Here is a 20,288-nt window from a genome sequence, read left to right on the forward strand (position 1 = left end):
GACCGTTGGCCGGGCCGAAGGAATCGTCGGTGGCGAGGATCTCTGCGGTCGCGACCTCGACGGTGATCTCGGCGTCGCTGCAGTTGGCCGGGTTCAGGTCTTCGCAGATCTCGTAGCTGATCGTGTAGCTGCCTGCGGGCGTGTTCGCTGGCACCGAGACCGTCCCGGTCACCGGATCCAGCGCAGGCACCGGCGCGCCCGGCGTCAGCGGCGTGGCGGGGGTGAGCACCGCGGCGGTGATCTCGGCGGAATCGACCGCGACCCCGTTCAGCGTGTCATTGTCGAAGGCGTTGCCCACATCCGGATCGCCGGTCAGCCCGTTGGTCGGACCGAAGGAATCGTCGGTGGCGAGGATTTCTGCGGTCGCGACTACCACGGTGGCGGTTGCGGTTGCGCAATTTGTCGAAAATGCCGTCTCGCAAATTTCGTAGTTATAGGTGTAGGTGCCAGCGGTCGTACCCGGTGCAACCGTGATGGTGCCATCCGGGTTCATGGTAAGCGAACCCGCAGTCGGTGCGGGAGCGGTGCCCGGGGTCAGGGTTACATTGGTCTGTGTTGCCGGGCTACCGGCGAGTGTATCATTATCGAGCACCGAGCTTGTCGTCCCGCCGACAGAACCGATTATCGGGGGGGATGTATCGTCTATTGCAGCTATCAGGTCGATGATGAAAACCGGAAGCGGCGACAATGTGAAAAACATACGCGCGGATCGCGTCCCTTGGACATCGTCTTGAATAATTTGAAACGTCGTCGCGGGAGTATCGAGAACAAACCTCGCCTGATCGTCGGACGGATTATTTACCGAATCTCTCGCCAGAAAGTTGCCAACGCCACCGGAGGCAATAAGGCGGCCGACTTCATCGGCGAAGCCGGGTGGTGATGTGAGGCTGTATTGGCTCAGACCCGTGGTTGAACTCCATGTCCCCGGAACATTCGCCGCAAAACTGTCACGCGACGTGAATCCGTCCATGTCATCAATATCCGCGAACAGGACATCGCCCATTTCAAACCCGTTCGTTGTGAACGTCATGACGATTGAGCGGTCGCAGGCCGTCGTAAAGTTCACCGCAGCTTGACGGATGGATGCGAACATCGTGACCCGGCCAGCAGAGGTTATAGAGAAGCAGTTGGAGTTCGTCGGTTCGCCGGAGACTGTAATTGTGTTTCCGTTCCCATCGCCGAGGATCATCGTGTAAGAATTGGGAACCGACTGAACTGTGAAAGTTTCCTGACCCGCAGAAGCCATAAGTGGTGTGAGCAGAGCAACGACTACGGCCACGACACGCCATAGATTTTTTAGGTCCCGGAGCAATGTGCGCAAGACCTCTGAACAGGATCGGCGAAGAAATTTTCCCAGAGTTTGGACAAGAGATATGCCGCAATGCGTTGCCAAAAACCCGAAAAGGACAATTAGCCAGATAATCGACTGCACTGCGTCATGCATTTTGCCCGACATCATATTCTCCCGTATTATCCACGACGCACTCGGCCCGCTCAGCCAGTTTGATCGCAAGTATTTTTATTGGGAAGTCTGCTTGCCTCAGAGGCACTCTTGAAAATGAACTTTGAACTAACCGAAGTTTAAGACTTCTTTAACTTTTGAACATGTCGGTACGTCATTTCCAGCCTGGCTGTCTACACCCGGACTCACGAAAAGGTGACCCTACTGACCAATTGTATCCAATTTGCCATCTTACAAGACAAACTCGCCGCAGCGAAGGCGTTGGTTGGACCCAACCGCTCAAGTAAAACCGCCAGAGCGCAAGCAAAGCTGGCCAAGCTGGTAATTCCCGACAGGACTGTCCTGAGTACGCCAAGGCCATATCCGCGCCGCAAGAGAACAGGCGGCATTGATATTGATAATGTCCGACGGGCGCCATGAAGCCAGACCATCGGAGATTCCATTGGACTTCACTGCGCGCGATCATGTCCGGCCGTGGACCGGATGCGTCGGACTGGCCCGCATGTTTGATGCAGAACCACATCTGTAGGAGAAGGCGTCAGCCGCCTATCGCGACAGGGCTTGTAAGGGCAGAAAATCACCGCGCCTCAAAGGCTGGAGGTTCTGGACATCGTCCGGTAGCGGCGTGCCAAGCTTGGTGAGCCGTTCGCAACATTTGATGTCATCACGATGCCCTGTGCCGTAGTGCTCCCGTGGTTCACGTCGCTCCCGTTTCCCGACCGTATTGTTGTACAAAGCGTTTGCCCGCGGGGCCACGCAATTTATGCCGGCTGGATAAGCGCCACCACCGCGCTCGCTATGCCTGTCGGCCCGCCAGTGGAAGGTATTCCGGTGGGCATCCAACTTGCTTTCGATTTGGGGCGGAGGGCTCTGTTGCTACAATCGGGTCGAGAATACGCAAGTGCAGCACACCCGTGACGGGCAGACAAGCTGCGATCTGAAGGCGACAGCGCAGGTTTTTCTGCGGTGTATTCGGCTGAGGTGGCGGCGGAGTGCAACCGTTTGGCGGATACGCAATACGAGCGGGACCCACGCCACGCCCATCCTCCTGCGAAAGGCGACTTACGGCTCCTTAAGCCATGCATTGAGGCCTCTCAAATGGATCTGCGGCACCCGATACACGGCCCGGATGCCGAGTTGGTCGCACTGCCCGGTTGGCAATGGACGAAGGCGTACTTCGTTGACAACTAGGCGATAATGAAATCGTTCTCGTTGAGGCTGAGACCTGTCGACAGCGTCGCAAAGACAACACCCTCGGCGGTACCGGTTCCATCGCTGTCGAAGTGCAGATTGCCGGTCGCGCTGTCGTAGATGACACGTTGATCGGCAGTTTCTGCGAGGCCGGTTTCGTTTGACAGGAATTCGATTGCATCCAGATCTCCGGCCACCAGGCCGGCGAATACGCTGCTATCAAGCTGGATCGTGTCGTCGGCCGCGACAAAATCGGTAATACGGTCCACGTTGCCAGCGCCAAGTGTCGTGCTGAAAACGAATGTGTCTTCGCCAGCACCGCCACGCAGCACGTCATTACCGGCACCGCCGTCCAATATGTCGTTGCCATCGTAGCTATACAGGATGTTGCGCGCGTCGTTGCCAATAAGCACATCGTCAAAGTTAGTGGCGTAGACATTCTCGAACTCGGAGATGATGTCCCCTTCGGCGTCACCGCCTGAGGCCTGCTGAAAACCTGCTGCGTCTGCGTTCAGGTTGATCGACACGCCCGCATTTGACCCCGCATACTGCAGCAGGTCCGCGCCCGCACCGCCGGCAAGAGTGTCCGCACCCGTGCCGCCACGGATAACGTCGTTTCCGCCGCCGCCGCTGATGGTGTCGTCACCGTCAAGGCCATACAAGAAGTTACGCTCGTCGTTACCGGTCAGCGTGTCGTTGAACTCGGTGCCCGTGACGTTCTCGAAGCCAGTGATAATGTCGCCGGACGCGTCGCCAGAAGATACCTGCGCGATGCCGTCAAGGGACAGGTCCACGGTTACGCCCGTCTCAGAGCCTTCATATTGCAAATCATCGACCCCGGCACCGCCGATCAGTATGTCTGCCCCGGCGCCACCACGCACGACGTCGTTTCCAGCACCGCCGTTGATGACGTCATCGCCAGCAAAGCCGATGAGGTAATTCGCATTGTCATCGCCCGTCAGCGTGTCGCCGAAGTCTGAGCCATAGATGTTCTCGAACCCTGAAGCGATGTCCCCCTCTGCGTCGCCGCCAGAGGTTTGGTGGAAGCCCGCCGCGTCCAAGGTCAGATCAACGGTGACGCCGGACGTGGAGCCCAGATAGCGCAGCCAGTCTTCTCCGACCCCGCCTGTCACGGTGTCGGCACCCTCGCCGCCGCGGATCACATCGTCGCCTGCGCCGCCATCAATGACGTCGTCGCCGCCATAACCGAACAGGACGTTGTCTTCGGCATTGCCGATCAGAACATCAGCAAAGTCGGAGCCGTAGACGTTCTCAAACCCTGACACCGTGTCGCCATCTGCGTGCCCGCCGGAAGCCGCTTGCATACCTGCGCCAGCCGCGTTCAGGTCAACAGTCACACCCGCTGTGGACCCGACATATTGAAGCGTGTCCTCGCCTTCGCCACCGGTCAAAGTGTCGGCCCCTTCGCCACCACGCACAACATCATTGCCCGCTCCACCCTCGACGGTGTCGTCGCCAGCAAGGCCGTCAAGGTTATCGTCACCGGCAAGGCCCGAAATTGTGTCGTCTCCGGCACCACCTTCCAGCGTGTCGTCGCCTTCTGTCCCGACCACTTCACTGCCAGCATCTGGCTCTGCAACGTCTGGGATGTCAGCCTCAATCGTGGCAAGAGTCACAGTTTCATTTCCATACTGTGCGGTCATGCTGAATGCGGCTGTGCCTGCGTTCGGCGTATCCAGATCCGGGTCGAAACTGATCGCAGCGCTACTCTTCAAAAACTTGCCAAGATCCTTAACCGTGCCCGTGAACGTGATCGTGTTCGTGCCGAACCCGTCAACGTCTACATTCTGGCCAGCCTTGGCGGCAAAAGTTCCAGAGTCAGTCGCCAAAGTAATGGTGATGATTTCTTTTTTCGAGCCTTTGAATTTCAGCTTCATCGCGGAGAAATCAACAAACGCCCCCAACTCATCATCAACGGTTACGTGGGTTGGAGCATTTTGCACCGAGAGTCTCGCGTTGCTCGATTTAGATTTCTTCATGGTGTTCCACCTGGATCAAGTTGTAGAGACGTCGCCAATCCTAGTGAGTGCGAATGCCAGAAGACCCCCCAGTCTTTGTCATGCACACTCGTGGGCCAGCAGCAGCCTTTGAGTGATTCAATTATTAAGAGTCTTTTTAACCATTAATGCGGTCAATCGAGGGCTTGATCTGGGTATCAAAGCGACCGAAATGTGATCGAACTATGGCCGAAGATATTGGGACTGACATGATCATCTCCAGATGATCAGAAATATGTATAACTCATTGAAAATAATAATTTATTTCAATGGAAAGGAGAGTCCCACGCTATGTTCGCGCGGCCCGGAACATGGTCAACCCCGAGAAGATTGCCAGACAAATTACAAGGACCAAGGCAAGCGTGCCGGGTATCCTTGGGTAAACCGCGACTTGAGCGGTTCTTGGGGGTACGACAACCTGAAACAGGCTGCGGTTCAACGCCGCTTCCTGCACGGCGGCCGCTTGCGATTTCAAAGCGGTCTGTGCGGCCTCGCGCGCCAGTCCAAGCTCCAGAGTGGCCAGTTCATATTCCATCAGCAGTGAATTCAGTGATCCGGCCGACGTTCCGTCAGGCGCAACAAGGCGCGCCCGCTGGTCCGCAATCTGTTGCCGGACACGCGCTTCAAGCGCTGCGGTTTGCCGGGTTTGCTGGCTGTCCCCGATACCGGCGATCTGGGCTTTCTGCACTTCGCTGTTCAGCTTCATCGCTTCGGCTTCGAGATCTTTGATCGTCGTGTAGATGCTCTCGACGCGGTTTCTGGGGTCGACTTCCTGATACTCGATCTGCAAGGCAATCAGAGCCGCCTGCGCATCCGCCACCTGCTTCTCAGCGGCGATGCGCATGTTGGTGGCATGCTCCAGCCGCTGGTCGAAAACCTGCTGTCCCAAGGCAATAACCTGCTGTTCAGTATTGCGCAAAACCGCGTCGGAAATGACGATAGCCTGCGCATCATCCGGTGCGCGGACATACAAGGTCAGCAATCCGCTTTGGATATCGACCGACGATTCAACATAGCGGCTGAACTGCGAGCTTTTGCTGAGCGACAGGACAGGAACCGTTCTCAAGCGTTTCACAGGGTCGATGGCAGGCCCGCTGAATTCAGTGATCACACCCAATTCGGCTTCCAAAGCGTCCATCAAGGCCTGACTTTGAACGTAGGAATGAGCGCGAAAAACTTCCGACAGATTGGAGGGACCTTGAACCCCGCCAAGCAGTCCGGACCGCGATGCATTTCCCGATTCCGTGGATTTGGTGATCGCAATAACAGAACGCGCTTCGTAAAGCGGGGTCGCCACGACCAGAAGATAGAACAGGGTGACCATAATCGGCGCGATTACGATTGCGCAAAACAACGGCCAGTTCCCTAAGTTAATTGGCGGTTTCGATGTCCTGACAGGCTCCACCACCGCCTCAGGTTGAGGCTGAGGCGTGACCGACGAAAGCAGAGTAACAGCAGCCGAGGTCTGATCCTGTTTCACAGTTTTTGCTGCCTGCTTCATATCGGCCTGCTTTTGCTGGATGCGCTTGGCTTTGTCGGCCTCGGCAATGCGGGCACGCTCCGCGCGCCATGCTTTGATCCGCTCGTCCTCGGAGGCGTCGGTCGGTTTGGAATTAGACATGCTGACACCTTTCTTCCAACTCGAGGGACGTCAGTTTTGACAATTCAAGCGCCTCTTGCGCCACGCCAAGATTGTCGCAATCTACCAGTCGCTTGTTGATCAAAACAAGGAATCTGTCGCAATAGGCGTTCAGTTGGCGTGCGTTGCGTGACAAAAACACCAACCCGCCAGTCTCAAGCCGTTCGGCCAAAATCGTATCGCATGCGATGCGATCCGCAGGTTCGCCAACGGTTATGGTCTCGTCCGCGATCCATGTTGCCGGGCCTTCGATGGACAGGGAGCACGCGTAAGCCAGCAGGCTGCGTTGGGTCGGGGACAGGTCCTGCATCACCTTGCGGGGGCCATGGTCGATCCCGAAGACGTCGCGACAAAATGCCGTGACAGCGGCAGGCGAAGTGCCAACCAGACGCGCGAAATTGTTGATGTTTTCCAACACGGTAAGGTTCGGGTGCAGAAAGCCTGCAAACCCGATGGGCCAGCTTACGCGACCTGCATGCATGACCTTTCCGCGATCAGGCTGGTCAATGCCCGCAAGCAACCGTGCCAAGGACGACTTCCCCGAGCCGGGGGCCGCAAGAATGCCAACCCGCTCACCAGAGCCAAAGACCGCATTCACATCCTGAACAATAGGTTCACGGTTGCGAAATCCCGGTTTCAGCAGGCTGACATTTTCCAGTTTGATCATAGCCGGCCACGCATGATGCGCCTCCGTGTTGCAAAGATCTCCAGCGGAACCGACGCCAAGAAAAAGAACGCGCCAACTGCAATCGGGTACCATACCGACGCAATCGGCGAGGTGTAGCCAAGGAAGTAGGACTGGCGCACCAGTTCGGTGATGTGAAGAAACGGGCTATACCAAAGCAGGTTTTGCAGTTCTTGCGAAAGGTCGGTTGCCGTGTAGAAAATGCCGGACAACCAGAAAAGCGGCCGCAGGATCAAAGGCACCGCCCGTGCAAACGCGTCGCTCAACAGACCGGCGGCGGCAACGAACCGACCGACACCGCACCCGATGCCCCATGCCAAGGTCAGGCCGAAAAGGACGCCGGGCATTGACGTTGGCAGAGCACTGCCAAACAGCACAGTTATAGCGCCGAAAATCAGCACCGCCGTGGTGAGCATGTTGAACGCTTCCAGCAGCATAGTTGCCGACATGATGTCACTGTTCGATACAGGGCGCAGATACCGCATGTAGCGGTTTGCCGTCAGCGTCCGGCTTAGCGCGGTCACGGTTTGCCGGAAGATCAGATAGGGCAGAATGCCCGTCGCGATGAATATCTCGGCCCGAACGTGAATTGGCGGCGTGCGTTGCAGAAACCAGAAAAGCGCCACGATCAGCCCAATCCATACCACCGGCGTGATATAGGCCCACAGGTACCCCAGCTTGCCGCCGGAAAAGCGCGTTTTGCGCTCACGTTCCACCAAAACCGCGATCCGGGTGAGCGCGTTTGGAGGGGGGATATGTTGGGCTGCGATCATGACCTACACTTGATAATAGTCGCGGTACCACGCAACGAACTGGCGAATGCCGTCCTTCGTCGTGGTGTTGGGGCGGTAGCCCGTCAGGCGCTCCAGAAGGTCGGTGTTGGCCCAAGTGCCCGGGACATCGCCTTTCTGCATTTCCATCATGTTCTTCTTGATAGGCTGGCCAAGCGCGTCTTCGATCTCGGAGATAAACTCCATCAGCGGCACACAGGTGCCGTTGCCGATATTCATGGTTCGGAACGGCGCGACCGGGCTCAGGCTGTCGCCTGCTACAGCTTCGGCACCAGAGTTCGGCATCGGGGGCACCGCATTAATCAGCAACCGGATGGAGTGCACCAGATCGTCCACAAAGGTGAAATCCCGTGCCATTTCGCCGTGGTTGTAGACGTCAATCGCTTCGTCAGCGAGCGCCGCACGGACGAACTTGAACAGCGCCAGATCGGGGCGACCATAGGGTCCATAGACGGTGAAAAACCGGAACATGGTCGTGGGGATGTGCCACAGGTGAGAATACGAATGCGCCATGCCCTCATTCGCTTTCTTGGTCGCGGCATAAAGCGTGAGCGGCAACTCCGTCTTCTGGGTTTCCTCAAACGGCATCTGCGTGTTGCCGCCGTAAACCGAGGACGTCGAGGCCATCAGCAAATGGTCCACGCCGGTCTCGCGTGCGGCTTCCATCAGGTTGAACGTGCCCGTCAGGTTGGTGTCGATATAGGCGCGGGGGTTCTCAAGGCTATACCGAACGCCTGCTTGCGCCGCGAGATGCACGATGACGTCCGGCTTGGCCTCTGCCACCACCTTCGACAAAAACGCGTGGTCCTCCAACATGCCGATATGGGCGCGGAAGTTCGGGTTTTTCTCCAGCATCTTGTGGCGCGATTTCTTCAGCTCCACGTCGTAATAGTCGGTCAATCCGTCAAAGCCGACCACGGCAAAGCCCTCGTCCAACAGGTGTCGGGCAAGGTGAAAGCCAATAAAGCCGGCGGTGCCGGTTACGAAAACGGTTCTCATTCGGTGTCCAGTCTTGGTGTATTGAAAAGCTCGATCGTGCGCCCGAGAATTGTTTCGACAGAAAAGCGGTCGCCGGATTGCGTCATCGCCGCAGCACCAAGTTTCGCAAGCTCGTCTTCATCGGCCAGCAGCCGTTCAAGCGTTTCATCAAGTTCGGCTTCCGGCAGAGTTGTTGCTGTTGACAGAATATGACCTGTAACGCCATCGAAAACCACTTCGTGGGTACCACCAGCCGGGGTCGCCAACACGGGTGTTCCGGCCAGTTGAGCCTCGATCAGGACGTTAGGAAGACCCTCCATCTCGGCCAGATGAACCAGCAGGTCGGCGCGATGCATATAGAAGCCGACATTGCTACGAATGCCCGCAAGGAAGATCCGGTTCGAAAGCCCCAACTCTTCGATCAGTGCGGCACATTCCCCATGAAGGGCACCACCCCCGAGCATCACAAAGCGCGTGTCGTCACGCTGCGCAATCGAACGGGCAGCGGCCTTGATCCAGTCAATCGGTCGCTTGTTTTGGTCAAACCGGAACACGCCCAACACCGTCTTTGTGCACCCCTCTGATGCGTCCAGAACTTCCGACCAATATGCGTGATCCGTGTCGTCGCCATCTGGCAGCACCGCCGGTGTAGCATTTGGAACGACGATCACTGCGCCCGCGTCCAGTGACAGCCACTCTTCATATGCCGTCGCGGCCTTTTGGCTGTTGGCAGTGAAGGTGACATGAGGCAGCTGCGCAAGGGCTGCGTAAAGCACGGGCAACTCGTCGCGGAACAGGTTTGGCCTCAGGTTCGGTGGAAGTCCACGGAAGGATGTGACGATCCGCGGGACGCCAGCCAGAACGGCGGCAATTGCGGATTGAACGATGCCGCCGTCCTGCCACAGATAGGCGACGTCGGTTTGGTCCTCGCGGAACATGGAATAGAGCTGACAGGTGTGGCGCAACACATCGGGGGCCAGCAGTTCGAGAAGCTCTTTCACGTCGTCGGAAAGTCCCTCCAATGCCGCGACCGGCACCTCGGGCATTTCAGACAGAACGCGGGTTTCTACGCCGGTCTCGTTCAACAGCGGGCGGTAAAAGTCTGCGCCGCTGGATGCGGTCGCGTGCTTCACCCATACTTTAGGCGCCAGGCCAAGCGGCTGGCCTGCGTCGTGGCGGGTCTGAAAGGCGCACGCCATGCGGGTCATTTGCCGCTCTGCCCCGCCGGTGCCAAGCTGTCCGGTAAAGAAGACGACGTTCTCGCATTTGGTGAGTGCACGAGGCGCGTCGGCCTTCGCGATGATCTTGGCAATTCCGTCGTTGGAATTGGCAAGGTTGTTCTTGCTCAGGGTCCTTGCGTGACGGCTGACCGACCCCAGCAGTTCCTGCGAGGCCTTGCCCATGCTGTCTTGGCCATGGACATTTGCGGCGAGTTTTGCGGCCTCGATGAAGCGGGACTGCTCTTTGAGCAGCTTGATATACATCATCCGGATCGGGCGATCATCGGAGTGAAGCACCAGAAGGCACGACATGATTTCGTCGATTTCGTCCCACGCCTTCAACTCGGCCAGTGCGGGAATTGCCTTGTTCGCCTGCGTCAGGCTGTGCCAGCATTCCGGGAACATCTGGGCAATCAATTCAATGCCAGCCGCGACATTCTGTTCGCGGCGATACCACCGCATCAGCATCCGCAACGAGGTCAGGTCGTCGGGGTACAGGTTGCACAGGTCGCTCCAGATGCCGCGCATGCCTTTTTCGCTGCGCTGCTTTTCAAGCAGCAGCCCGCAAGCAATCGCGATGTCGTGGTCGGCGCGGTACCCTTTCAGGATCGGTTCCAGCTTTTCATAGACCTGCTTCGCCTTTTCCGGACAGGTAATGGCACGACTCACCTCGAAGACCTCTCCCGAGAACTCTTTCGGAAGGGCTGGCGCATCGGCGGCAAAATTCAGGACCTCTGACAGGGGTTGCATCGCTTACGCCCCGGCCAAGTTCGATTGCAGAACGGCCTGAGCCTCGGATTTCAAGGCTTCCGTTTTCGGACAGGCGAGGCCGATGACGGTTCGCGCAAACTCAGCAGCTTCCGACTGGTGTTGCGCTTTGGCGGCCGCGCGCATCAACAGGACCCAGACGTTGATCTTCTCTGGCAGATAGGCAGCGGCCGACTTTCCAAGTTGCAACGCCGCGCCATATTCACCGCGCGCAAACCGCAGCCGTGCGCGCCACAGATCAAGCTCCGGCAGTTCTTGGGAAAGTGCGGATGCTTCAATGGCAAGCGCGTCCAATTGGTCGATGTCGCCATCCTTGCCCGCAGCACGAATGAGAAGCACTAGCGCCTTGCGAATATCCTGCATCGCTACACGCGAACGTTGGTGACGCGGGGCGGCATACAAAACGGCATGCAGTCCGTGGATGCGGTCCAGACGCTCCTCAAACTCCAGCACAGTTGTGGCCCAGCGATCGAGGACAGACACCAAAGCCGGATCGGTGATGCGGTCCGTGCCCTGATGCTCGCGCCAAGCGGCAAGAACCTCGGCTGCGTATCCGATGCCACGTGTGTCGGTAAGGTAGCTTACAATCTCCTCGGCCTCTTCAGGCGTCGTTTCGGGGGAAACGGCGTCAGTGAAGACAGAATTGTTCAGTTCAAGAAGCTGAACACGAATGACAGGCGCGAGGCCCGACAAGAACGGCAAACGTTGATGCGGCTCCAACTCCGCCAAAACGTCCATTTTCTCAGAGACAGCCAGCTCCGCGAGAGCCGCGCAGGCGCGGCTATGACCTAAGCGCGTCGCAGCAAGATAGAAGGCAAAGCCCGTCTCCGTGTCACCGGACGCCGCCGCCATTTCGCCCACCCGCATAAGCAGGCGGACAGGCATCTTCAGGGGCGCTGCCAGCTTCAGAGCCTCCTTGAACAGCCCGATCTCGCACGCCTCCAAAACCAGAGCGTCGCGGTCTTCGTCATTCAAAGCGTCGCTGGCAATGCCTACAATCCTGGCCCTGAAATCCTCGGCAGCCTGCTCTTGTGCTTGCAATACGTCACCCAGTAACGCGTCGACATTTGCGCCATTGCTCTGCAAATCCCGCAGGCGCGTGATCGCTTGAGCATATCGGCCATTGTCACATGCGGCGGCAATCTGGGCGGGCAGATGCAAATCCAGTGCTCTGGCTGCACCGTCCCGAACGGACCTATCCGTTTTGGGGGCGATGACGTTGCCCATCCACTGGTCCATGATCCCGCGTGCGAACGCGTCGGTGAAATGCGCAAGGCCGGCGCTTTCGTCTTCGATGGCGGCGGACTGTCCGAATTCGGCCATCAGGTCGGTCGGATTGTAGAACCTGCACCCGGCCTCAGAGACCTCTTCCGAGACCATTTCGATAAAGCGCGACCGCGACCCGATGGTGCGCCCGTCTTCTTTGCATGCGTCGACATGCGACACGAACAGCACGTCAGGCAGCAGTTCAGTCAAGGCCCTGACATCGCGTTGCAGGCTCTCACGCGTCACGAATTGCAGGCGCATCTTGCCCAGCATCCGGGCCTCCGCCTGTTGCTGTGACGTCGCCGCCCAGTGTTGATCCAAAAACGCGAGTTGCTGGGCTGTGTCACCTGCTTCGGCAAGCGCCCAGAAGGACTGCGCCCGAGCCGTGTCCGCAAAGAACTCGGTGAAAGTTGCATTCAAGTAGTTCAGCTGGATGGACACACCGTCGATGGTCACTTCCTTGGCAGAAGCAAGCTCGACGACATAGAGATCGGATACGGCATGGGTATTCGCGGTCATGGCGTTCAGGTCGTGCGCACGCGAAACGAGCGGCCATACCTCTTGCGGAATAGTTACCTCGCCCTGCATGAAGCGTGCCATCTGCACCGCTTCGGCTGGCGAATGGCAATAGCCGTAGCACCGGTTCATATTCAGGTTGAACCCGTGGACGGATTGACCGTTACGCAATGGCGTCGTGATACGGCACGATCCTATTGGTGTAATTGTAAACATTTGCGCGAGCCCCTTTCGCGAGTTTGTTAAGTGTTACAGCGACCAGTAACGCAGCGCCTTTGCCTCGTTAGAGTTGCGGTAGACACCTTTAACGTCGACCAGAATTCCGTCCGTCTTGATCTTTTGCAGGAACGCCGGGTCGATCAGATAATCGGCATGCGGTGTCGCCAGCACCATCGCGTCCAGATCCGACATCTCGTCGGCAGTACAAAGCTCGAAACCGGCGGCAACCGCAGCATCCGGCGTGCAATGCGGATCATGCACCATCGGCGTGATGCCGAACCCGCGCAACGCATCGACAACTTCCAAAGACTTGGAGTTCCGGATGTCCGGCACGTTCTCTTTGAAAGTGATGCCGCAAACGCCGACGCGCATTTGGCGAATGTCACCGCCCTTTTTGATCAGCATCCGCAACGTGGTATCTGCCACGTGGCGGACCATCCCGTCATTGGTGCGACGTCCGGCCAGAATGACCTGCGGGTGATGGCCAACCTTCTCGGCCAGTGTGGCAAGATAATACGGATCAACACCGATGCAGTGTCCGCCAACCAGACCGGGTGTGAACTTCAGGAAGTTCCACTTGGTGCCGGCGGCCTCGATAACCTCATTGGTGCTGATGCCGACCTTGTCGCAAATCTGGGACATTTCGTTCATCAACGCGATGTTGATGTCGCGCTGCGTGTTCTCCAGAACTTTGGACGCCTCGGCCACCTTGATCGTTGGCGCGACATGCAAGCCAGCCTTGATGACGGTGCCGTAGACCGCTTTGACACGCTCAAGAGTTGCCGGGCTGTCGCCTGACACAACCTTGATTGTGTTTTCGACGGTGTTGATCTTGTCGCCGGGGTTGATCCGCTCCGGGCTATAGCCCAGACCAAAGTCCTCGCCAGCCTTCAGGCCCGACAGCTTTTCCAGAATTGGCGCGCAGAAGTCTTCCGTAACGCCGGGATAAACCGTGGATTCGAAAACGACCACATCACCCGCTGTCAGATTGGGTCCGATCATGTCACATGCCGATTGTAGCGGCGACAAATCAGGCTGGTGCGCGTCATTGATCGGCGTTGGAACTGTCACAATGTAGAAAGATGCGGCGGCAAGGCTAGATGCGTCGGTGCTCGCGACGAGGCCGGAGCCTTGTACGACATCCTTGCTCAGCTCATTGGTTGCGTCATAGCCGTTGTTGATCTCAGCGACGCGTTGTTTGGAAATGTCGAAACCTGCAACGTTTCGAAACTGTTCAGCAAGGCAGACAGCAAGGGGCAACCCCACGTAGCCAAGTCCGACAACCGCGACATTCTCAAAAGTCGCCTTTTCCTTAACGTTGTCCAATACGAACCGAATCGGGGTCTTAACCCTTTCAGTTCTTTTTACATTCAGCGCAGTATTAAGCATCACGTTCACAATCCAGGCCCCTTCCAGCACGTCCTTGGATCGAAACTACATTTCAATTATGGCTCAAATTTGCGCCAAATTAGGTAGATGTGAGAAGAGCGGACACATCAGTGCCATATGGACCTCGCCACGCAAGCCCCAAGCATAGAGACCGGCATGCTCCTTTTGCGGCGCATTCCGGATCAGCGCGGCCAGCCGCGAAGCGCACGAAAACGCAGGCGTCACCGCCAAGCTGCACCAAGGCGCGCGCCGTTTCGAGGGCACGGCTGCATTAACCTGTCGTGAAGATGTTGGCACGACCGAGAATTCAGCCGTGCCAATCTTTTGGTTTCTATTCAGGAAAAGCCAAATTCCTGATCCTGATCCCGTCAGGCCAGCTTGGCTGCGACCTCAACGAGGCGGCGCGCCTGATGACCGATGGCGGATTTCACCTCGTCAGTGAATTCTTCGCCTTGGGTGTGGCTGTAGCCGTAGGGGTTGCCGCCAGTTTTGAAGATAACCTGATCGGTGTAGCCAGGTGCGACTACGATACCGCCCCAGTGCATGGCCGTAGCGTAGAACGAGCTCAGCGTTGTCTCCTGCCCGCCATGGGCGTTTTGGGCAGAGGTCATTGCCGAGATCGGCTTGTTGGCAAGGCCACCCTTGGCCCAGACACCACCGAGCGTGTCGATGAACGCACGCATCTGGCTGGCCATCACGCCGAAACGGGTGCCCGCGGAGATGAGATAGGCGTTGGCCCATTCCATATCTTCGGCGGTTGCCTCGGGAACATCGGCGGTGGCTTCTGCGTGGGCTTTCCATGCATCCTGGCTGTTGACCGCAGCGTCGGGCGCAGTTTCGCGCGCCTTAAGCAAGCGGACTTCAGCGCCTGCTGCCTTTGCGGCTTCTGCTGCGATAGTGGCCATCTGGTGATTGGTCCCGTAGCTGGAATAATAAACGATAGCGAGTTTGACGGTCATGATTTTTCTCCTGTCAGTTAGGTTGGTGAGTAAGTGTTGTGTGCAGAGGCGTTGTCCGGACCCCCGCCCGTGCGGCGGTCAGCTTGTTTCGGTTTAAGATACTTGCGTCCTTTGCTTCAGCCATTGATTTCTTATGGCGTCGATACTCCACGGTCCGGGGCCCGCAAAGACAAGGTACAAACATATGAAGCAATAGAGTATCGCCGCATCGCCCCCATTGACCGAGGGGAAGAAGCTATCCGGTGCATGCCCGATGAAATAGGCCGCTGCCATTAGTCCCGACAGTACAAAGGCCACAGGCCGGGTGAACAGACCGGCGACCAAAAAGGCACCACCGACCAGTTCCAAAACGCCAGCAGTCCACGACAAAGTGAACGGGTCGGGCGAACGGTTGTCCGGAAAACCAAGGATCTTGTCGGTTCCGTGCGAGAACAGGATCAGGGCGGCCACAATCCGCAATACGCTGAGCATGCGTGGGGTCCAGACAGTTTCGAGTTCGCGGGTATTCATTTTGAATTTCTTTCCTTCATCAGGGTCTTGTAGGCTTCGGACGCATCGACGTGATGGTCGGCTCGCTCAGACTTGGACCGATTGACTTGACATAGAGATCGCTACTTTCTTGCGCGTTTGGCGCCATGGAAGCGACAGGGCGCATACTTTCCGATTTTCTGTAAGCATACCGTACTCCTTCCTGAATGATCTCGGTTCGCTTTAGTTATAGACTATGCGACCATTAAGAAAAACGGATATAATCTTGCATTCACTATTGTGCATTTTGCAATAGTTTTACCGCAAGTGACAGGGAGCCTGGTCGTAGCTTTCCAACCAAGGAGCAGTGGAGTGTTCACGCTCGACCATTCATGGCTGAATGAGTCTCAATCGTCGAAACTCAGTTCAGGCACTTCGCGCAAATGCGCCTCGAAGAAATCTGTGAACGTCGCCACCAAAGGTGGCAAAACCTCATATGGCGGATAAAAAAGTGTGAGCCACAGCGGAGCGACGGACCAGTCATTTAGAACGGTCTTGACCTCCCCTGCCGCGATGCCATCCTTGATGATGAAATCCGGCAGCAAAGTCATGCCATTGCCTGATTTGGCCAGAGAATACAGAAAATCACCGTTGTTCGACAGGATGGCAGACCCTGCCGTGATTTGACGTTTTGCACCGTCCTTGCGAAGCGCCCAAACCTCTGGCTGTCCCGTCGCAGAATATGACATGCAAAAGGCCGGGTNAGTCATTTAGAACGGTCTTGACCTCCCCTGCCGCGATGCCATCCTTGATGATGAAATCCGGCAGCAAAGTCATGCCATTGCCTGATTTGGCCAGAGAATACAGAAAATCACCGTTGTTCGACAGGATGGCAGACCCTGCCGTGATTTGACGTTTTGCACCGTCCTTGCGAAGCGCCCAAACCTCTGGCTGTCCCGTCGCAGAATATGACATGCAAAAGGCCGGGTCGAGGTCGTCGGGACCTTCAGGTGCCGGCGTGCGCTCGAATAGACTGGGGGCCGCAACGATCTGGCGCGGAACCTCGCATACTTTTCGCCAGATCGTCGATTTGTCTGACGGCGGACCCGATACCCGGATGGCCAGATCGCAATTCTCCTCGACGATATCCACAAACGCATCCGTCAATGTAACATCAAGCGAGATATTCGGATAGGCAAGATGAAACCGGTCAATCAGCGCGGGCAACAAACGCAGGCCCAATGACATCGGCGCGTTGATGGAAAGCCGCCCACGGTCCGGGCGTGCAGCGCGCGTGATTTCGTCCGTGACGCGTTCAAACTCTTCAACGACCGGCCTAAACCGCGCCGCAACGATGGCACCAGCGCTGGTCAGCGCCACCTGCCGCGTTGTGCGTACCAAAAGCTGCTGACCCAGTTCTTCTTCGAGTTTTGCAACAATCCGCGTCACAGAAGCGGGGGTCATGTGAAGGCTGCGCGCCGCCGCCGCAAAGCTGCTAAGCTCCGCAACCTTCAGAAAGACGCGAACGGGTTTGATATCGTGCATTTGCCATTATTGCTTTATTAGCAATAGTAAATGCAATCACCTTTCTATTCTGCGCAATGAGGTGTTGCCCTATCTTCAATTCAACGAAAGATTGAAGATCTGAAAGGCAATACCATGATCAAAGACATCAAAGGTCTGCACCACGTCACCTCCATGGCGGGCGATGCCGCAGAAAACAACGCATTCTTCACCGACACACTCGGCCTGCGCCGGGTCAAGAAAACCGTGAATTTCGACGCTCCCGAAGTCTACCACCTCTATTACGGCGACGAAATCGGCACGCCCGGCTCCGTCATGACTTATTTCCCGTTTGGCAACATGCCCAAGGGGCGTCGTGGCACGGGCGAGGTTGGCACCACCGAGTTTGCCGTTCCCAAAGGCGCGCTGCCGTTCTGGAAAGAGCGGCTTGGCAATTACGGCGTGACCGGCCTGAAAGAGAACAGCTTTCTGGGCGAGAACCGCCTGCAATTTGACGGCCCCGATGGCGACGGCTTTGCGCTTGTTGAAAGCGAAGCCCGCGACCGCAGCCCTTGGACCGGAACAGATGTACCACAAGATGCGGGCATTCTGGGTTTCCACGGCGCACGTTTCACCTTGCGTGATGCAGCGGCCACCGGCGAATTGCTGAGCTTCATGGGCTACCAAAAAGACGAAACCGCTGGTGACGTCACCCGCTACCGCATTGAAGGTGGCAACGCCGCCGACACAATCGACCTCGAAGAACTGTCCGGTGCAAAAACCGCTGGTCAGGGCGCTGGTTCGGTTCACCACATCGCATTCGCGGTAGAGAACCGTGCCAAGCAGTTGGAAGTCCGCAAGGCGCTGATGGATACTGGCTATCAGGTCACGCCGGTGATCGACCGTGACTACTTCTGGGCGATCTATTTCCGCACCCCCGGCGGCATCCTGTTCGAGGTGGCCACCAACGAGCCGGGCTTTGACCGCGACGAAGATACCAAACACCTTGGCGAGGCCTTGAAACTGCCTGACCGCTACGAGCCCCACCGCGCCCAAATCGAGGGGCTGCTGCCCCCGCTGAATTCGTAAAGGAGACGTCAGATGTCGACGGATACCTATCACGCATTGATCAAAGCGCCCGTCAAGGGCGCGCCGGTCATCTTTGCCTTTCACGGCACGGGCGGCAACGAGCACCAGTTCTTCGACCTTGCGCAGCAAATGTTGCCGGACGCGGGCGTGGTCTCGCCGCGCGGTGACGTGTCCGAGCACGGGGCCGCACGGTTTTTCCGCCGCACCGGCGAGGGCGTCTATGACATGGACGACCTTGCCAAGCGGACCGAAGCGATGGCGGACTTCATCAAGGCCCATGCCGCATCGGCCCCTTCGTCGCCGGTCTACGGCTTCGGCTATTCAAACGGCGCGAACATTCTCGCGTCTGTCGTGATGAAACACCCGGACCTGTTCGACCGCGTCGGCCTGCTGCACCCGTTGATCCCTTGGGAGCCGAAGGCGGCCCCTGCCCTGACGGGCAAGCGCGTGCTGATCACCGCTGGTCGGCGCGACCCGATCTGCCCGTGGCCCGAAAGCCAGCGGCTCATTGATTGGTTTGGGGCGCAAGGTGCCGACGTCGCAACCGAGGTCCACGAGGGTGGCCACGAGCTGCAGCAGCAAGAAGTGTCTGCACTGCATAGTTTTCTGACAGCCACTTAGCCGAACTCTAGCCGAAGGAGGCGAACAATGATTACGATCCATCAAAAAGCCGTCCGAGGGCATACCCAAGCGGGCTGGCTTAACAGCTATCATACGTTTTCGTTCGGCACGTTTCAGGACCCCAACCGGATGGGATTCGGAAACCTGCGCGTGTTGAACGACGACACGATCATCCCCGGATCAGGCTTTGCGGCGCATGGCCATGAAAGCATGGACATTCTGACTTATGTCACCAAAGGCCAGCTGCGCCACGAAGACGATCAGGGCAATGTCTCGCTTATCTCGGCGGGTCAGGCACAGTTGATGTCGGCAGGTGAAGGCGTCACCCATTCCGAGCGCAATGCGTCGGATAAGGACACCGCGCAGTTATTGCAAATCTGGTTGATCCCCGATGAAGCCGGCGGGACACCTACCTATGCACAAAAGGCTGTCCCTCAAGACGGTGATGTTCTTCTGGCTGGTCCAGCGGGCACGGACGCACTCTTGCAGCTCAAGTCTGACACGACCGTCCAGCTGATACGCGCAGGCGAAGGCAGTTCAACGCCTCTCGATGATCCGAATACCTTGCGCTTTGTCCATTTGGTCGACGGTCTGGCCTTTGCCGAAGGTGAACGCCTGAGCGCCGGAGACGGGCTTCAAATTCCGGCAGGCGAGACGACCGCGCTGGACTGGGCAACCGATGGCGAGGCGCTGCTGTTCACGATGCCAACCCAAAAACGAAACCGCTAGAAAGGAAAATCCTATGTCTAAACTTGACGTCCTGACGCCCGAAAACAGCCAACTGATCTTTATCGACCAGCAGCCGCAGATGGCCTTTGGCGTGCAATCCATAGACCGTCAGGTGCTAAAAAATAACACCGTGGGTCTGGCCAAAGCAGGCAGGATTTTCAACATCCCGACGGTGATTACCACGGTCGAGACGGAAAGTTTCTCGGGTCATACCTTCCCCGAACTGCTGGACGTCTTCGACGACGCGCCCCTGCTGGAGCGGACCTCGATGAATTCCTGGGACGACCAGAAAGTGCGCGATGCGCTGGCCGAGGGGGCCAAGGACGGGCGCAAGAAGATCGTGGTCTCCGGCCTGTGGACCGAGGTGTGCAACCTGACCTTCGCGCTGTCATGCATGCGTGACACCGACTACGAGATTTACATGGTTGCCGATGCCTCCGGCGGCACCTCTGTCGAAGCGCATAAATACGCGATGGACCGCATGGTGCAGGCGGGCGTCGTCCCCGTCACGTGGCAGCAGGTCTTGCTGGAATGGCAGCGCGACTGGGCCAAGCGGGACACCTATGACGCGGTGATGGACCTCGTCCGCGAACACTCCGGTGCCTACGGTATGGGCGTCGATTACGCCTATACGATGGTTCACAAGGCAGCCCGCCGTGGCAAGCACAAGGGTCTGGTGCAGGCACCTATTCCCGCACTTTAAACACGATACCTGCCGGGCCCATTGCCCGGCAGGCCCTTTTGCTTTGCCAGTCACCACTACCGGGAGATACCTCC

The 20,288-nt window shown here is 57.5% G+C and carries 17 protein-coding genes; 4 read left to right on the forward strand and 13 right to left on the reverse strand.

Features of this window, described 5'->3' with window-relative positions; genetic code table 11:
* The 13 genes from THALAR_RS09515 to THALAR_RS09580 form a co-directional block, all read right to left on the reverse strand.
* The coding region (locus tag THALAR_RS09515; RefSeq protein ID WP_211264795.1) for a hypothetical protein at positions 1–1,189 on the reverse strand (1,189 nt) is incomplete at its 3' end.
* A 1,460-nt stretch (positions 1,190–2,649) separates the two neighbouring features.
* Positions 2,650–4,653: a calcium-binding protein gene (locus THALAR_RS18945; protein WP_021101328.1), complete on the reverse strand. Its 2,004-nt coding sequence runs from the start codon at positions 4,651–4,653 to the stop codon at positions 2,650–2,652.
* A 307-nt stretch (positions 4,654–4,960) separates the two neighbouring features.
* A complete protein-coding gene (locus THALAR_RS09530; protein WP_021101329.1) occupies positions 4,961–6,292 on the reverse strand; it encodes a hypothetical protein in 1,332 nt (443 codons plus the stop codon).
* On the reverse strand, positions 6,285–6,977 hold the full coding sequence (locus THALAR_RS09535) for an ATP-binding cassette domain-containing protein (RefSeq protein WP_021101330.1): 693 nt from the start codon (positions 6,975–6,977) through the stop codon (positions 6,285–6,287). The genes THALAR_RS09530 and THALAR_RS09535 overlap by 8 nt, the downstream gene beginning before the upstream one ends.
* Entirely contained in the window at positions 6,974–7,768 is a 795-nt protein-coding gene (locus THALAR_RS09540; RefSeq protein WP_021101331.1) for an ABC transporter permease, read from the reverse strand. The genes THALAR_RS09535 and THALAR_RS09540 overlap by 4 nt, the downstream gene beginning before the upstream one ends.
* 3 nt (positions 7,769–7,771) lie before the next feature.
* Positions 7,772–8,785: an SDR family NAD(P)-dependent oxidoreductase gene (locus tag THALAR_RS09545; RefSeq protein WP_021101332.1), complete on the reverse strand. Its 1,014-nt coding sequence runs from the start codon at positions 8,783–8,785 to the stop codon at positions 7,772–7,774.
* Positions 8,782–10,734: a glycosyltransferase gene (locus THALAR_RS09550; protein WP_021101333.1), complete on the reverse strand. Its 1,953-nt coding sequence runs from the start codon at positions 10,732–10,734 to the stop codon at positions 8,782–8,784. Before THALAR_RS09550 ends, THALAR_RS09545 begins: the two co-directional genes overlap by 4 nt.
* Before the next feature lie 3 nt (positions 10,735–10,737).
* The gene (locus tag THALAR_RS09555; protein WP_055688148.1) at positions 10,738–12,705 is read right to left on the reverse strand and encodes a hypothetical protein; all 1,968 of its coding nucleotides are present in this window, start codon (positions 12,703–12,705) and stop codon (positions 10,738–10,740) included.
* 78 nt (positions 12,706–12,783) lie between these two features.
* Positions 12,784–14,079 (reverse strand): nucleotide sugar dehydrogenase, encoded by a 1,296-nt coding sequence (locus THALAR_RS09560; RefSeq protein ID WP_040818295.1) that lies wholly within the window; start codon positions 14,077–14,079, stop codon positions 12,784–12,786.
* 431 nt (positions 14,080–14,510) lie between these two features.
* Positions 14,511–15,101 (reverse strand): NAD(P)H:quinone oxidoreductase type IV, encoded by a 591-nt coding sequence (gene wrbA / locus THALAR_RS09565; RefSeq protein ID WP_021101336.1) that lies wholly within the window; start codon positions 15,099–15,101, stop codon positions 14,511–14,513.
* A 93-nt stretch (positions 15,102–15,194) separates the two neighbouring features.
* Positions 15,195–15,611: a DoxX family protein gene (locus THALAR_RS09570; RefSeq protein WP_021101337.1), complete on the reverse strand. Its 417-nt coding sequence runs from the start codon at positions 15,609–15,611 to the stop codon at positions 15,195–15,197.
* A gap of 365 nt (positions 15,612–15,976) precedes the next feature.
* A complete protein-coding gene (locus tag THALAR_RS19020; RefSeq protein WP_051153712.1) occupies positions 15,977–16,180 on the reverse strand; it encodes a type 2 periplasmic-binding domain-containing protein in 204 nt (67 codons plus the stop codon).
* Positions 16,181–16,214: 34 nt separating this feature from the next.
* Complete coding sequence (locus THALAR_RS09580; protein WP_051153714.1) at positions 16,215–17,114, reverse strand: LysR family transcriptional regulator; 900 nt, start codon at positions 17,112–17,114, stop codon at positions 16,215–16,217.
* A gap of 114 nt (positions 17,115–17,228) precedes the next feature.
* On the opposite strand from THALAR_RS09580, the gene THALAR_RS09585 reads away from it, so the two are divergent.
* Genes THALAR_RS09585 through THALAR_RS09600 form a run of 4 tightly spaced genes read left to right on the forward strand, consistent with a single transcriptional unit; the run spans position 17,229 to position 20,214 of the window.
* Positions 17,229–18,161: a VOC family protein gene (locus tag THALAR_RS09585; protein WP_021101338.1), complete on the forward strand. Its 933-nt coding sequence runs from the start codon at positions 17,229–17,231 to the stop codon at positions 18,159–18,161.
* A 12-nt stretch (positions 18,162–18,173) separates the two neighbouring features.
* Positions 18,174–18,782 carry an alpha/beta hydrolase gene (locus THALAR_RS09590; RefSeq protein WP_021101339.1) on the forward strand — a complete coding sequence of 203 codons (609 nt, stop codon included), beginning with the start codon at positions 18,174–18,176 and terminating at the stop codon, positions 18,780–18,782.
* Positions 18,783–18,809: 27 nt separating this feature from the next.
* Positions 18,810–19,511: a pirin family protein gene (locus THALAR_RS09595; RefSeq protein WP_021101340.1), complete on the forward strand. Its 702-nt coding sequence runs from the start codon at positions 18,810–18,812 to the stop codon at positions 19,509–19,511.
* 13 nt (positions 19,512–19,524) lie between these two features.
* Entirely contained in the window at positions 19,525–20,214 is a 690-nt protein-coding gene (locus THALAR_RS09600; protein ID WP_021101341.1) for a hydrolase, read from the forward strand.
* The last annotated feature ends 74 nt before the right edge of the window (positions 20,215–20,288 follow it).

Source organism: Litoreibacter arenae DSM 19593 (genome assembly GCF_000442275.2).
GTDB lineage: Bacteria > Pseudomonadota > Alphaproteobacteria > Rhodobacterales > Rhodobacteraceae > Litoreibacter > Litoreibacter arenae.